This is a genomic window from Methanofollis sp. (assembly GCF_028702905.1).
GTDB lineage: Archaea > Halobacteriota > Methanomicrobia > Methanomicrobiales > Methanofollaceae > Methanofollis.
This window is the reverse complement of record NZ_JAQVNX010000059.1, coordinates 1-12,807: the sequence shown is the minus strand read 5'-3', so window position 1 is coordinate 12,807 and position 12,807 is coordinate 1. Positions and strand designations below refer to the sequence as shown.

General features: G+C 60.6%; 18 protein-coding genes and 1 tRNA gene. 4 read left to right on the top strand and 15 right to left on the bottom strand.

Going from position 1 to position 12,807, the window contains the following annotated elements; all coding sequences use genetic code 11:
- Positions 1–258: 258 nt before the first annotated feature.
- The 3 genes from PHP59_RS08155 to PHP59_RS08145 all read right to left on the bottom strand — a co-directional run bounded on the left by PHP59_RS08155 (position 259) and on the right by PHP59_RS08145 (position 1,983).
- Complete coding sequence (locus PHP59_RS08155) at positions 259–570, bottom strand: type II toxin-antitoxin system RelE/ParE family toxin (RefSeq protein WP_342678806.1); 312 nt, start codon at positions 568–570, stop codon at positions 259–261.
- The gene (locus PHP59_RS08150; protein ID WP_300165871.1) at positions 527–730 is read right to left on the bottom strand and encodes a hypothetical protein; all 204 of its coding nucleotides are present in this window, start codon (positions 728–730) and stop codon (positions 527–529) included. The genes PHP59_RS08155 and PHP59_RS08150 overlap by 44 nt, the downstream gene beginning before the upstream one ends.
- 683 nt (positions 731–1,413) lie before the next feature.
- Positions 1,414–1,983, bottom strand: a complete 570-nt coding sequence (locus tag PHP59_RS08145) for a hypothetical protein (protein WP_300165869.1) — start codon at positions 1,981–1,983, stop codon at positions 1,414–1,416.
- A 137-nt stretch (positions 1,984–2,120) separates the two neighbouring features.
- Between PHP59_RS08145 and PHP59_RS08140 the strand changes: the two genes are divergently transcribed.
- Together PHP59_RS08140 and PHP59_RS08135 are read left to right on the top strand one after the other, a co-directional pair.
- On the top strand, positions 2,121–2,804 hold the full coding sequence (locus PHP59_RS08140) for a MarR family winged helix-turn-helix transcriptional regulator (protein WP_300165867.1): 684 nt from the start codon (positions 2,121–2,123) through the stop codon (positions 2,802–2,804).
- Positions 2,797–3,102: a hypothetical protein gene (locus PHP59_RS08135; protein WP_300165866.1), complete on the top strand. Its 306-nt coding sequence runs from the start codon at positions 2,797–2,799 to the stop codon at positions 3,100–3,102. Before PHP59_RS08140 ends, PHP59_RS08135 begins: the two co-directional genes overlap by 8 nt.
- 337 nt (positions 3,103–3,439) lie before the next feature.
- Here the strand turns inward: PHP59_RS08135 and PHP59_RS08130 are convergent.
- From PHP59_RS08130 to PHP59_RS08115, 4 genes are all read right to left on the bottom strand, one after another.
- Positions 3,440–3,511, bottom strand: a tRNA-Thr gene (locus PHP59_RS08130).
- A 41-nt stretch (positions 3,512–3,552) separates the two neighbouring features.
- Complete coding sequence (locus PHP59_RS08125) at positions 3,553–3,684, bottom strand: hypothetical protein (RefSeq protein ID WP_300165864.1); 132 nt, start codon at positions 3,682–3,684, stop codon at positions 3,553–3,555.
- Entirely contained in the window at positions 3,681–5,330 is a 1,650-nt protein-coding gene (locus PHP59_RS08120) for an AarF/ABC1/UbiB kinase family protein (protein WP_300165862.1), read from the bottom strand. The genes PHP59_RS08125 and PHP59_RS08120 overlap by 4 nt, the downstream gene beginning before the upstream one ends.
- Before the next feature lie 88 nt (positions 5,331–5,418).
- On the bottom strand, positions 5,419–5,712 hold the full coding sequence (locus tag PHP59_RS08115) for a DUF3467 domain-containing protein (RefSeq protein ID WP_300165860.1): 294 nt from the start codon (positions 5,710–5,712) through the stop codon (positions 5,419–5,421).
- A gap of 40 nt (positions 5,713–5,752) precedes the next feature.
- Between PHP59_RS08115 and PHP59_RS08110 the strand changes: the two genes are divergently transcribed.
- On the top strand, positions 5,753–6,436 hold the full coding sequence (locus tag PHP59_RS08110) for a Dna2/Cas4 domain-containing protein (RefSeq protein WP_300165839.1): 684 nt from the start codon (positions 5,753–5,755) through the stop codon (positions 6,434–6,436).
- A 549-nt stretch (positions 6,437–6,985) separates the two neighbouring features.
- Here the strand turns inward: PHP59_RS08110 and PHP59_RS08105 are convergent.
- The 4 genes from PHP59_RS08105 to PHP59_RS08090 all read right to left on the bottom strand — a co-directional run bounded on the left by PHP59_RS08105 (position 6,986) and on the right by PHP59_RS08090 (position 10,625).
- Positions 6,986–7,912: a nucleotidyltransferase domain-containing protein gene (locus tag PHP59_RS08105; RefSeq protein ID WP_300165837.1), complete on the bottom strand. Its 927-nt coding sequence runs from the start codon at positions 7,910–7,912 to the stop codon at positions 6,986–6,988.
- Complete coding sequence (locus PHP59_RS08100; protein WP_300165835.1) at positions 7,909–8,490, bottom strand: L-threonylcarbamoyladenylate synthase; 582 nt, start codon at positions 8,488–8,490, stop codon at positions 7,909–7,911. Before PHP59_RS08100 ends, PHP59_RS08105 begins: the two co-directional genes overlap by 4 nt.
- A 1-nt stretch (position 8,491) precedes the next feature.
- The gene (locus tag PHP59_RS08095) at positions 8,492–9,193 is read right to left on the bottom strand and encodes a DUF5612 domain-containing protein (protein WP_300165833.1); all 702 of its coding nucleotides are present in this window, start codon (positions 9,191–9,193) and stop codon (positions 8,492–8,494) included.
- A gap of 526 nt (positions 9,194–9,719) precedes the next feature.
- Positions 9,720–10,625: a 4Fe-4S dicluster domain-containing protein gene (locus PHP59_RS08090; RefSeq protein ID WP_300165831.1), complete on the bottom strand. Its 906-nt coding sequence runs from the start codon at positions 10,623–10,625 to the stop codon at positions 9,720–9,722.
- Positions 10,626–10,700: 75 nt separating this feature from the next.
- On the opposite strand from PHP59_RS08090, the gene PHP59_RS08085 reads away from it, so the two are divergent.
- Positions 10,701–10,904, top strand: a complete 204-nt coding sequence (locus PHP59_RS08085) for a hypothetical protein (RefSeq protein WP_300165829.1) — start codon at positions 10,701–10,703, stop codon at positions 10,902–10,904.
- Here PHP59_RS08085 and PHP59_RS08080 read toward each other — a convergent pair whose 3' ends face one another.
- The 4 genes from PHP59_RS08080 to PHP59_RS08065 all read right to left on the bottom strand — a co-directional run.
- Entirely contained in the window at positions 10,905–11,309 is a 405-nt protein-coding gene (locus PHP59_RS08080; RefSeq protein WP_300165827.1) for a molybdenum cofactor biosynthesis protein MoaE, read from the bottom strand.
- Positions 11,306–12,049: a HesA/MoeB/ThiF family protein gene (locus tag PHP59_RS08075; protein WP_300165825.1), complete on the bottom strand. Its 744-nt coding sequence runs from the start codon at positions 12,047–12,049 to the stop codon at positions 11,306–11,308. Before PHP59_RS08075 ends, PHP59_RS08080 begins: the two co-directional genes overlap by 4 nt.
- Positions 12,039–12,467 (bottom strand): Fe-S cluster assembly scaffold protein NifU, encoded by a 429-nt coding sequence (gene nifU / locus PHP59_RS08070; RefSeq protein ID WP_300165823.1) that lies wholly within the window; start codon positions 12,465–12,467, stop codon positions 12,039–12,041. Before nifU ends, PHP59_RS08075 begins: the two co-directional genes overlap by 11 nt.
- Positions 12,467–12,807, bottom strand: a 341-nt coding sequence (locus PHP59_RS08065; RefSeq protein ID WP_300165822.1) for an aminotransferase class V-fold PLP-dependent enzyme, incomplete at its 5' end; no start/stop codon positions are given. The genes nifU and PHP59_RS08065, both read right to left, overlap by 1 nt.

The following is a 12,807-nucleotide window of genomic DNA, read 5'->3' as shown; positions in this document are numbered from 1 at the left end:
ACGCGGCGATCAATATCAAGAAGTTTGCCCTGCAAGAGCAGAACCTTGTGGGGGTAGCAGGTGCGGGACGCGCCGTCGAGCCTGTGGACTCACCTCAATAGAGGGAGGATGAAGCAGGAAGCCCGGTCTTCAGGCCGGGGTAGTTCACTAGTGATTATTATCGGAATCGCCCTGTTCATTCTCAACTAGTTCCGCCCATTTCCTGGCGATGAAAGAAAGCGCAACTGAAAAAGTTCAGTGATCCCCGACACTAGCCTATCAGAACCACCCATACTTTTTGTGTGCCTGCTCGATTGACATCACCGCGAGGATCCGCACTTCTTTTTCTGGTTCGTGGATCCGGTAAAATGCAGTGTAGGTGTGGCTGATGTGAAGTCGATAGGTATCATCACGGCCTTGCACACAGAGGCGCTCTTTGTCGCTTCCATTGCCAGGATAGGGATCCTCGACAAGAGTGGAGAGTTTGTCCATGATGATCCGCTGGCTTTTTGGACTGAGGCGGCGAAGGGACTCTCCGACCTTCCGATCAATCAGAATTTTGTACGCCAAAGTCCAGCTCCACGAAGTCACCTTCTTCTTCGATGCGGTCCATGTCTTCGATGAAGCGCCGCTTCTTTTCCTGCTCGATCATTGAGGCAAGGAGATCATCATAGGTCTGACCGGGACCTTTCAGGGTAGAGAGGTCAGACCATACCCCTTCTGAGACGGGCACGCGCTTTGTTGCAGACATGGTAGGATTGTAAGTATTGATCATACTTACAATGATCGCACCACCATCCGGCGCCCCCACTTTAAACGATTACGATCCTCCGGACGTGATCGTGGGGGGAAGGACCTGTCCCCCTCTTGTTAACCGTTACACCCCCCTGATCTTTGGGGTGATCGCAACGTACGACGCCGCTTATGCTCAGTACGAAGCAGAGAGGGATGAAAATCTTCTTGTGGATCTATATGAAATCCCGGACAGCAAGGTGACGATCAACATGAATGACGCACACCGGATCGAAAGACCAGCTCGATAGTCGGTAGACGCAGATGTGGATTGGCAGAAATACGACGAGATCATGGGATTGACAGAGGGATGATGATGGCGCCGGACATGCGGCCGGTACATCCTGGCGACACGCCTTGCGCAGTGCGGTTCATCCTCCGCAGGGTATACCACAATCAACAGTGTTGATTTAAAAGTGTTGCGCCGACCATAACGAGTATCAGAGGCACAAAAAAACTCTGTTTTCAAAAAAACCCGAACAAAAGAAACAGAGCCGCCGGAAGGCTCGCACGCGCAGAAGCCACCAGAGGGCATCATTCCCGCGACAGGGGCGGGCACAAACCAACAAGCAATGTCAGAAAACATTACCCCGATGAGGCTACGATCCACGGGGCTTGAGAAAAGTGGGATAAACCCACAAATTAGCGACCTAGGCGGTACAGGGCATCGAAACAGAATGAACGCGCCTGCGGCAGGAGATCATTGATTCTTTCAAACTCCCCCACGGTCCAAGATTGCGAACGATCAATTAAACCTCTGAATACTGCACCCACTCCCCATTCTTTAAGATCCATCAGGCCAAGTTCATAAAACACAGCAATCTGTTGATTTTTCTTAGTCCCACACTCTATCAGGGTATTAAGACGCTCTAGTTCCATGGATACTGATTGAATGAGAGTATCTGACTCTCCTTCTCGGCGCCGAGGTACTACAAAAATATGGGCATCACTTTCATTAATCAGGCGTTCGCTCAATTCCCTGTCCCAAACAGACTTGCTTATCCCACCTATATTTCCACTTCCACCATCAAGATCCTCCGATATCCGGGCGTTATATCCAAGTTTCCGGAGAGAGTCGCGCAGACGGATCAGATCCTCCTTTCGGTTATTATAAAAAGATCCGTAGATTCCTATTGGGGTCTGCGCTTTGAGGGATTCTAATCGTGCAAGACGTGCATTTATGATATCGATTGTGGAGAGGGGGGTAAGCATCAAAACGGGTTGGGGTGGGTGAGGGTATTACTTTGACGGACTGATTGCTTCAGGGGGTATTGGTGATCGACACCAAGATAAACAAAAAAATTCATATCAGTTAGGAATCTATAACTGAAATTGCTGGGAGTGAGTGAATGATGAATGAGGAGGTAGTCGAGCGATATCTCAACCTCGTGCCGTTGGAAATCCGCGAGGCATTCAATGCCCTCTCAAGCGGTCAAAGATGGGCAGTATATATTGCACTGACTACTGAAGGGCAGAAATATTTCAACGAAGTGAAGGAGCAATTTGGGGCAAATCCAAACACTATGGCACCGATCCTGAAGGATCTGGTTAATGGGGGCCTTGTGGCCAGGAAGGTGCAGGTCAAGGACATAGGAGATCGCCGGAAGATCTACTACGAACCAACAGCGATGGGTACAAACCTGTTTGCTACGATTTATGAGGATCTTCTGCCTGAACGTTCACAGCAGAGCACAGAGACCACACCCGGGTTGAGTCTGAAGGACGTTATGCCGTATTACAAACAAAAGTGGGATCAAAATGATTTTAAGATTGATCAAAGTGACAATCTGCCGAATTACATCTCTCGAAGAGATATACTCTTCTATTCAATAAATACAAAAAAGACAGAAAAAATTCTCCAGAAAATAGATATCGCGGATAGGATTGACATGGCAAACTGGAACAACACACTCGAACCACTCGAACAAAACAGACTCCACGGTCCAGAAAGTGTCGGGCTAAAAATCCCGGGACCATCATATGACGTCTCGTCGAGTTCAGGCCCCCAGTACGCCGAGGTAAAAAATGACTGATCAGGAAACGAAAGAGGAGCCATCATATGCCCTGAGCAATGATCCCCAATTTAGGACGGCCTATGTAACCGGCGCCTATGGAGGGTTGGATCCCAATGGGGGTCAGATTGTATTCTATCTCGACAACTTCGAACCCAGGGTCGAGGAAAAAACAGGAGTGATGAATATCGGTAGGATTAGACGGAACCAGATCATCGACATCCGAATGTCGCCGCATCAGTTTATCTCTATCGCCGAGTGGATGATGAGCCACGCGGAAGCATACAAAAAACAAATGCAAAACGAGAAGTTACCATAAACTCTATAAGTCACCCCCTCGTTGTGGAAGTCACCACAACAAAATACTCTTTTGTGAATTATTACACGTCCGTCCTCCAGGAGTTGAAAGGGAAGACACGCAGGTTGGACGGGGGAAAGGGGGGCGCAGACACCGATCCCCCGTGTACCAGCGGAGGACTCCCCCATAACCACACATCGATCCACGACCCTTGAAAGGCAAAGGAAAAGACTTATTTTTCAGAACGGTGATGATCCGGTGCGGTGCCGCACCGTAAAAACTTCGGAAGATCTATCCTTAGAAAATACGTGCGTTGAAGGTTTCTTTTCAAAAAGGGATTAAGGAAACAGATCCTTGAAGCCGCCGGAGGGAATTGAACCCTCGACCTGCTGATTACGAATCAGCCGCTATACCGCTAAGCCACGGCGGCAGGTACTCTATCATATTGACCCCGCGGAATTATAAAGATACTCATCGGTGGGGGCCCGGACCCCCGCCTCTCCAGGGGAGGGCGAGGAAGAGCGCGGCAAGGAGGAGGGCGAGGGCCGCGGGGATGAGGAGGCGCTCCCGCAGGAGGGAGTAGGTCTGGAAACCGCCCCTCAACGCCTGACCAGCACGAGATAGACGGCCACGAGAGCGATGATGATCGCCAGACCAAAACCGGAGAAGGTCACCGTGGAGATCGCCTCGCGCAGAATCGGACTTTCAGGGCGCTCCGAGGAGAGCATGACCAGACCCGCCGCCAGGACGAAACCGGCCGCGACCATGCCGAGGAGGAGGATATTCGCGGCGTACCTGACAGAGGCGGCGAGGTCTGCCAGGTCGGCGCTCACGATGCCGATGGAGACGCCCCCGGCCGAGAGTTTCCTGAGCGTGGTGTTCGCCGTCTGCGGGAGTTCGACCGCGTCCCTGATCTGCCGGCGCACCGACGCCACCATGTGCTCCAGTCTCTCTGCCGAAAAGATCTGGCGCATACGGATCTTCCTGACCGCCGGTCCGGCCCGCGCCGGGAAATTAAACGAAGGGTCCAGATTCAGGCAGATCGAGGTGAGGAAGAGGATGACCTTGATCACCTGCATCATCGAGAGAGGGACGCGGAGGTGGTAGCGCCGGAGGGTCTCCGGGATCTCTTCCATCACCCCCCTGATATCCACCATGCCGATCTCGTACGACCCGAGGCCCCGGAGGGTGGCATAGATCTCGTCCTTGAAGAGGTCGACGGTCCCGTCCCTGGGAGCGATCCCCAGGTCGCGGTAGGCCTCGACGACCGCGTCCGTGTCCTCGTCGACGACGCCGTAGACGAGGCGGATGAAGGCGTCCCGGCGTTCGGGGCGGAGTATCCCGACGGTCCCGAAGTCGACGAAGGCGAGAGACCCGGCCCGGGTCACCAGGAGGTTGCCGGGGTGGGGGTCGGCGTGGAAGAAACCGTCCTCGAAGACCTGCTTCAGGTACACATTGAGCAGGATGTCGGCGATACGTGTCGGAGAGACGTCGAGCGCCCTGATCCCGTCGAGGTCGTCGATCCGCACCCCGTCGATGAAGGTCATGGTCAGCAGGCGGGGCCCCGAGTACGCCCAGACGATCGCGGGGACGACGACGCGGGGAAAGTCCTCCAGGTTGCGGGCGAGGGCCGCGGCGTTCTTCCCCTCCTGCACGAAGTCGAGTTCCCGCCTGATCTGGAGGGCGAACTCCTGCACGAGGCCTGTCGGGTTGTAGACGGCAAGGTCGGGGCGGTGACGCTCGACCCGCCGGGCGAGGGAGGCGAGGATCTCCAGGTCGTCCTCGATCACCTTCCTGATGCCGGGGCGCTGCACCTTGACGGCGACGACCCTCCCGTCCTTCAGGACGGCCCGGTGGACCTGGGCGAGGGACGCCGCCGCAACGGGTTCTTCATCGAAGGAGGCGAAGGCCTCGGCGATCGGGCCGCACTCCTCCTCGACGATCGGCCTGATCACCGCGAAGGGGAGGGGGGCCACCGTGTCTGTCAGCATCTCCAGTTCCTCGACAAGGCCCCGCGGCAGCACCTCGCGGCGGGTGCTCAGGATCTGCCCGAACTTGATGAAGGTGGGGCCGAGTTCCTCGATCGCCAGGCGGACCCGGCGGTACAGCGGATCGGGGGCGGCCTCCCCCGGTCCTTTCCTGATCCCGGGCCCGGCCGGAGGGGGAAAGGCGCCCTCGACAACGGCACCCAGCCCATACTTCACCAGAACGCCGACAATCTGCCGGTACCTGCCCAGCTGGCGGATCATGGCCCCGACGGAATGGGAGTACGACCAGATATATAAAACAGGCACAGGAGGTGCCGAAAAAAAGAGCGACGGGAGGGGGCGACAGTGCTTACGAGTAGCCCCGCATGGTCACGTTCGCGTCCCCGGTCTTCTCCGCAGGGGGTTGGATGGTCCCGAACTTCTCCTCATAGTCCTTCATGCTCCGGGCGAGGACGGAGAGGAGGTTCTTTGCATGTTTCGGGGTGATGGAGACGATCGCCTTCGCCCGTGCCTGGTTCGTGCCCGGGATCTCGTGGAGGAAGATGAACGTGAACTCGTCCTCCTTGTAGGCGACCTGGATGCGGTTCGCATAGACCGGGTCGAGAGTCTGGGGGAGATTGACCGCAATCTCGTTCTGAGCCATAGCATAAGATATAAACAGGTACCCATTAAGGGTTTGTGCGATGGACGTAACCGACAGGGACCGCGGGCAGGTCGGGATCGGATCGGTCGCGGCCGCCCATTTCTGCCCCCTCCGCCTGTACCTGGACAGGCAGGAGGAGAGGGAGGAGCCGCCGCGGTACGCGGTCTGCAAGCAGGTCTCGTACCACCTGGGCACGCCCTTCGACCCGGGCGAGGTCTGGGAGGAGGTGCTCGCCGTCCTCCCCCATGCGGGCGAGGAGGAGCACCACCTCTTCGCGCAGTGCATGGAGAACTGCCGGGATAAAGAGTGGATTCTTTTTTCGGACTTCGACGTCCAGGTCTCCTCGGAGCGCCTGGGGATCAGGGGCGTCGCGGACAAGGTCGACCCGGCCCTGCCGGGCTTCGCGATCACGCGGGCGGGCGAGGCGCCGAAGGCCGGCGTCCATGCCGCGGACAGGCTGCGCGTCGCCTGCTACACCGCGTGCGTGCAGGACTCCCTCGGACTCGAGGTGGAGGGCGGGTGGGTGGAGTACGTCCCCTCGGGCGTGATCCGCTTCTGCACGCCGGGCCCGCGGGACAGGCGGGCGATGATCCGGGCGATCGCCGCCGCGAAGATCGTGGACGAGGGGCGGATACCGCGAAAGCCCCTCAACCCCCCGTGCACCCGGTGCCCGCACCAGGAGAGGTGCGCACCCGGACCGCGGAGGCTTTCGGAGTTGTTGTGAGTGAGTCGGCGTGCCTGTGCCAGAGGGCTACGCACCTTGAAATGAGGATAGGACGAGGAACGGGAGTACAGAAAATTCAGAGGAGGGAGATACCCATCTCGTCCCTATCCTGAGATCGGGGGAAATGAGCGTCAGCGAATTCGAGAAATACGGGAAAATCGAAGATTATCCTGTTCTGGCAAATCTCGGATTTGCCGTTGACCGTAGGTTTTCGCTGCCGGGGGCGGTAGTCCCCCGGAAGAGACACCGATCCACTACCTTCCCCACACCCTCCACCGGGGGACTCCTCGCTATCGCTCGTCCAGCGAAGACTTCGTCTTCTCGACTCCCTTCGGTCGTTCCCCCAGACCCCCGATCTCAGGATAGGACGGGGGAAGAGCGAACCCGAGATCCTGAGGAGGGAGAGTGCCGTATCCCTGCCTATCCTGAGCGGGGGTCCGGGGGCGTAGTCCCCCGGCACAGGCACGCCAGAACAGGATTTCACATAGCCGAATTATTCAGGATTATCCATAATGGGCGATCGGCCCGCCCCCGTACAAAAAAAAGAGATCAGCCCTGTTCCATCAGCGTCTTCGAGAGAATATACTCGCCCTTCGCCTCGCGGGTCGTGCCGACGATGAGCCACTGCGTGTCGCCGTGCTGTTCAAGGACACCCTGCGCCTCGATCGTCTCGCCCGCGAGTGCCTGGCCCGAGTAGGTGTGGGTGAAGGAGATGACGCGGGAGACCGTCTCGTGCTCCACCTCGTAGACGGCGGGCGCGTCGAAGGCGTGGGAGGCGTCTGTCACCGTCGCCTCGATCGTCGCCCGGCCGAGCACCCTCCCCTTCCCGGCCGGTGCCGAGGCGAGGGCATCATATGCCCGCGTATACAGCAGGTCGAAGTAGGTGCCGCCGAACTCGCCGCGGTTCCACTTCCTCCCCTCGTGGAGGACGAAGGCGTCGAAGGAGATCTCCGGGACGCGCTTCGTGTAGACCTTCCGCCACATCTCCTCGCTCATCGCCGGGACCTTTCCGGCCGCGACGAGGCGCTTCAACTGCGCCTGCGCCGAGAACCAGGCCGGCCCGTAGACGACCAGGTCGATGTCCGAGGCCCCGTTCTCCACGCCGAGGAGGCGGGAGCCGGTGCAGCCCACGCTGCCCGCCGGGAGGTCGAAGAGGGAGAGGAGGCGCTTCACTCGTTCATCGCGGGATGCGATCCAGTCGATCCTCTCGTCGGGCTTGTAGACCCGCACGATGTCCGCGGGCGGCACCCGGTGGAGGTCGTCGAGGTACTCGGGCTTGTGCTCCCTGATATACTCGAAGGCAGGCCCGAAATCGAGTTTGGAAAAGTGCCTGCCCGCGGGGTCGACGCGCTTCCCCGCCGGGTCGGGGACGTACCTGAGGACGCACCCCACCCTCTCCGCATTGTCGTAGGCCGAGACGGCGTAGATCAGGCCGTCCCTGTCCTCGACGAAGTCGCGCAGCCGGATCGGCGTCATGCCCTCTCCCGGAAGAATTCTCCCACCTCCTCGATCTGTGCGCCGGCGCGGATCACCGTCCTGTTCACCAGGTCCACCACCGTGCTCGGCGTCCCCGGCAGCCTGCCCCCGTCGATGAGGAAGTCGTGGGGGACGTGGACGTCGTTGACCGTTACCGGGTCGGCGGCGCCGTGGATGTTCGCCGAGGTCGCCGTGATCGGGGCGTCAAACTCCCTGATGATCGCCAGGGGCACCGGGTGGTCGGGGATGCGGACCCCGATGAGGCCGGTGCCGACGGTGAGGATCTCGGGGAGACAGGACTTCGCCTTCAGGATGACGGTCACCGGACCCGGGAGAAAGCGGTCGACGAAGGCGTCGGCGAACCTGTCCACGAAGGCGATCGCGCCGAGCATCTCGATGTCGGAGACCGAGACCGAGACCGGCATGGACCGTGGGCGGATCTTCGCCTCATACACGCGCTCGATTGCATATTCGGAGAAGGCATCGGCCCCGAGGCCGTAGATCGTGTCTGTCGGGTACACGACGAGACCGTCGCGCCCGAGCACCTTCACAGCCTGATGAATAATCGTTTCGTCCATCTCAGAACTCCCGTCCGCAGACGCGATAGATATCGAAGACCGCACGCTTCGAGACGTGCATCACTGCAAAGACGCCGGCCTGGATAGGGTCGGTGACGACGAGGTCGGCGTGTTTCGGGACGCTCCCCGCCATCTTCAGGGCGATGACCGGGATGCCCGCGGCCCGCACTTTGTCGACGGCCCCGGAGATCGTCCCGCCCATCAGGGAACCGGCAAGCACGAGTATAGAGGCTCTCGGGAGGCGGGCGACGGCGTCGACGGCCTCTGCAAGGTCTTTCTCGCCGACCAGGGGGATCGTGTCCACCGAGATCCTCTCGCCCCTGATATTGTGTCTGTCGGCCTCGTTCACAGCGCCGAGGGCCACCTGCGCGACCTGGGCCCCGCCACCGATGATGATGACTCTGGAGCCGAAGATTCTGGAGAAGGTGTCGTGGGTCGAGACATGGCGGACTGTCGGGATCGTCAGGAGACCGGAGATCGCGTCCGCGATGCCGCCGGCGCACTCGACCTCGAAGTAAAAGAGCGCCTTCCCGGCGTCGGAGCCGGATGCCATGATCGACTGCTGGACGGTGAGCACGTTCGTCGCGTTCGCCGCCATCACCGCGGCGATGTCCCTGAGGACGCCGGGCTGGTTGTCGGCGATGATGCTGAGAGCGTGGAGTTCCACGATATCGAGCGATTGCAGATGTTCAGACTCTTCCATACCCGCTGAGACAGGCCCCAATCGTTGCCGGACCTGCCCCCTCCCTCTTTGAGGAGTATTTGAATCCGGACAACATAAGGTGTGTGGTGCGGCAATTCTCCACGGATCGGCGGATACGGCCGGAGGTGCGCGGGGTGTGCCGCCTTTCACCGGCGTGGCAGAACAGGAAAAAAGGGCTCTGGTGAATCGCTCATGAAACATTCGCTTCAGGAGGATCTCCAGAGCCGAAAAAACACAGGATGCCACGCGTGGCGCCAGGGGCGTGGCCGTCACCCGATGAAAAGGGAGGATATGCCTGATACCAATCGCAGCGGCCAGGCCGAATGCGTTCAAATTGATGAACAGGGAAAAATAAAAACGAAAGGTATAATAACAAATCCGATAATCAAGGGAGAGATGTCTCCCCCATCCATAGAGATCAGCGACGAGGCATACCGGCGCCTGCTCAGTGCCAGAAAGGGAGAGGACGAGGATCTCTCCGGGGTGATCCTGAGAAAAATCCCCGACCCCGTGCGGATCGCCGAGATCATCGCCGAGACGCATCCGGAGAGCGAGATCGCCCGTGCTCTCCGGAGGATCTATCGGGAACGGGACGAGTGAGATCCGATACGACCTCCTCTTCCCCGATCCTGTCCATCATATTTCCGAATCTCTCCCCCTTTTCTGCGTGGCAGGCAAAATAGTCGATGACCCTGCGGACGAAGGCCGGGACGTCCGCCGGCGCGAGGGGACCTGCGGCGCGGACGCCCGTCCTGATGTGGCGGCCCGCCATGCCGCCGAGATAGACGACGACACCCCTCGTCTCCGCCGTCACCGCACCTGCCGGGCAGACGGCGATACAGTCACCGCACCCGATGCAGGCGTTGGCCGAGAAACGGATTGTGCCGTCGACGACGGCGGCCCCGCCCTCCCGGCAGACCTTGGCGCAGGCGCCGCAGAGGGTGCAGGCCTCCGGGTCGAAGACGGGGTACGCCTCGCCCATCAGCCCGATATCGTTGAACCGGACCCTCGCACAGTTGTTCGGGCACCCGGCGATCGCGATCTTCAGTTTTCTCGGCAGGGCGCGGCCGCCGACACTCTCCTCGACGGCACGGGCGAGGGCCTGGGTGTCGACGATGCCGTGGCGGCAGAACGTCCCCTTGCAGGCGACGACCGACCTGACGGTTGCGCCGGTGCTCCCGACGGCAAGGCCGGCGTGTTCGAGGGCCTCGACGGCGGCGGGGACGTCCTCGCGCCTGACCCAGGGAACCTCGGCATTGAGCCTGAGAGTCAGGGCGACATCGCCCCGCCCGAACCTCCTCGACACCGCGGCGACCGCCTCCATCTGCTCAGCCGTCAGGACGCCTGCCGGCGCCCGCACCCGTATCGAGACAAAACCCTTCTCCTTCTGCGGCAGGACGCCGCCCCCCGTTCTCTTTGTCGTGCCGGTCATCAGTGATCTCAAAGAGTATGGGGCCGGAAGGGCATCAATCCTGCCCGCAAATGCTATGAGGGGGGAGACCGGCATATGCGCATGCACCGGATCGTCGCCGCCGAGAAGCACCTCGACAGGATCGAGGTGAGGTACAGGAAAGAAGGAGAACTGAGACGGAGGTGCTACACCTTCGAGGAGGTGATCGCCATGGAGATCAACGCCCTCGACCTCCTCGACCGTCCGGGGGACTATGCCATAGACCCGGAGAAGAACCGGATCTACGAGCACTATCTCTGATCAGCCATGGTGGCCGGAGACCCAGCGGGTGTCCCCGCCCTTCACCGTCTCCTTCTTCCAGATGGGGACGCTCTCCTTGATCCGTTCGAGGACGTACTCGCAGGCCGCGAACGCCTCCTGCCTGTGGCCGGCGCCGACGATGATCAGGAGGATGTTCTCGCCGACCCTCAGTCGCCCGGTGCGGTGGATGATGTCCACCGATTCGACGGGGAACGTCGCAAACGCCTCGTCCCGGATCGCCCCGAGTTCGGCGCGGGCGACCTCCTCGTAGGCCTCCAGTTCCATGCCCTCGATCTCGTCGTCCCGCACCACGCCGAGAAAGGTGACCAGCGCACCCATCGACGGCTTTCTCGCCCGTGCGATCATCTCGTTCACGTCGAAATCGTCACGCGTCAGTTCTATCATGGACACACCTTTTCATGCAGATGGCCGCAGGCCGGGCACTTCGGCTGTCTTTCCATGGCGATCGTCTCCATCGTGGAGTTCGTCCCGTCCCAGAGGAGGAGACGGCCGGCAAGGAGGTCGCCGGTCCCGGTCAGGTACTTGATCACCTCGTTCGCCTGCACGAGGCCGATGACGCCGGGTGTCGTGCCGACCACCGGGAAGGTCTCCTTCGGCGGCGCCGTCGGGAAGATGCAGCGGAGGCACGGGGTCTGTTCCGGGATGATCGTCGTCGCCTGCCCGAAAAACCCGGAGATCGCACCGTGGACGAGGGGGATGCCCCTCGCCAGGGCGACCTCGTTGAGGAGGTAGCGGGTCTCGAAGTTGTCCATGGCGTCCACGATCACGTCTGCGTCGCCGGCGAGGTCGGCGACATTGGAGGCGTCGATGACGACCCGCGCCGTCTCCACCTCGATCTCCGGGTTGACGGCGGCGAGTTTCTCGCCGGCCGAGGCGACCTTCGCCCGCCCCACATCTCTGTCCCAGTGGAGGACCTGCCTGTTCAGGTTGGTCGTCTCCACGGTGTCACAGTCCGCGATCCTGATATGACCGATGCCCGCGGCGGCGAGGTACAGGGCGACAGGGCACCCGAGGCCGCCCGCACCGGCGACGAAGACCGTCGCTCTTTTGAGTTTCTCCTGCCCCTCCTCGCCGAAGAGCATCGTCTGCCGGCGGTAGCGTTCGCGTTCGTGCTCACTCAGCATCGCCGCCGGCCTCCTCGTGGGCGGCGTGGCCGGTCTCGGGCCGGGGTTCGAGACCCTGCTTCCTCCGGTAGTCGTTGATCGCCGCGTGGATGCCCTCCTCGGCGAGGACGGAGCAGTGGAGTTTCTGCGGCGGGAGGCCCTGCAGTGCCTCGGCCACCGCTTTGTTCGTGATCTCCCACGCCTCGTCCACGGTCTTGCCCTTGATCAGTTCGGTCGCCATGCTCGACGAGGCGATCGCGGCGCCGCAGCCGAAGGTCATGAACTTCACGTCCTCGATGCGGTCGTCCCGAATACGCAGGAAGATCTTCATGATGTCGCCGCAGGTCGGGTTGCCGACCTCGCCGACGCCGTCGGGGTCCTCCATCTCGCCCACGTTTCTCGGGTTCATGAAATGGTCCATCACTGTCTCGTTGTACATCATACACCTCCGTTCCGCGCCGCATACAGGGGCGACATGCTCCGCAGTCTCTCGACGATCGTCGGGAGCACCTCAAGGACATGGTCCACGTCCTCGTCGGTGGTCAGGTCGCCCAGGGTGAGGCGGAGCGACCCGTGGGCCGTCTCGTGCGGGAGACCGATCGCGAGGAGGACGTGCGAGGGTTCGAGGGACGCCGAACTGCACGCGCTCCCGGTCGATGCGCAGATGCCGTGGGCGTCGAGCATGAGGAGGACGGACTCGCCCTCGATGTAGCGGAAACTGACATTGAGGTTGTTCGGGAGGCGCTGCGTCGGGTGGCCGTTCAGGATGGTGTCCGGGA

Excerpts from the sequence above, each read along its gene's own strand:
- PHP59_RS08145 (WP_300165869.1), bottom strand. The coding sequence starts at position 1,983 with ATGCTTACCCCCCTCTCCACAATCGATATCATAAATGCACGTCTTGCA.
- nifU (WP_300165823.1), bottom strand. The coding sequence starts at position 12,467 with ATGTACAACGAGACAGTGATGGACCATTTCATGAACCCGAGAAACGTG.
- PHP59_RS08100 (WP_300165835.1), bottom strand. The coding sequence starts at position 8,490 with ATGGACGAAACGATTATTCATCAGGCTGTGAAGGTGCTCGGGCGCGAC.
- PHP59_RS08075 (WP_300165825.1), bottom strand. The coding sequence starts at position 12,049 with ATGCTGAGTGAGCACGAACGCGAACGCTACCGCCGGCAGACGATGCTC.
- PHP59_RS08135 (WP_300165866.1), top strand. The coding sequence starts at position 2,797 with ATGACTGATCAGGAAACGAAAGAGGAGCCATCATATGCCCTGAGCAAT.
- PHP59_RS08140 (WP_300165867.1), top strand. The coding sequence starts at position 2,121 with ATGATGAATGAGGAGGTAGTCGAGCGATATCTCAACCTCGTGCCGTTG.
- PHP59_RS08090 (WP_300165831.1), bottom strand. The coding sequence starts at position 10,625 with ATGACCGGCACGACAAAGAGAACGGGGGGCGGCGTCCTGCCGCAGAAG.
- PHP59_RS08120 (WP_300165862.1), bottom strand. The coding sequence starts at position 5,330 with ATGATCCGCCAGCTGGGCAGGTACCGGCAGATTGTCGGCGTTCTGGTG.
- PHP59_RS08115 (WP_300165860.1), bottom strand. The coding sequence starts at position 5,712 with ATGGCTCAGAACGAGATTGCGGTCAATCTCCCCCAGACTCTCGACCCG.
- PHP59_RS08110 (WP_300165839.1), top strand. The coding sequence starts at position 5,753 with ATGGACGTAACCGACAGGGACCGCGGGCAGGTCGGGATCGGATCGGTC.
- PHP59_RS08105 (WP_300165837.1), bottom strand. The coding sequence starts at position 7,912 with ATGACGCCGATCCGGCTGCGCGACTTCGTCGAGGACAGGGACGGCCTG.
- PHP59_RS08095 (WP_300165833.1), bottom strand. The coding sequence starts at position 9,193 with ATGGAAGAGTCTGAACATCTGCAATCGCTCGATATCGTGGAACTCCAC.
- PHP59_RS08085 (WP_300165829.1), top strand. The coding sequence starts at position 10,701 with ATGCGCATGCACCGGATCGTCGCCGCCGAGAAGCACCTCGACAGGATC.
- PHP59_RS08150 (WP_300165871.1), bottom strand. The coding sequence starts at position 730 with ATGTCTGCAACAAAGCGCGTGCCCGTCTCAGAAGGGGTATGGTCTGAC.
- PHP59_RS08080 (WP_300165827.1), bottom strand. The coding sequence starts at position 11,309 with ATGATAGAACTGACGCGTGACGATTTCGACGTGAACGAGATGATCGCA.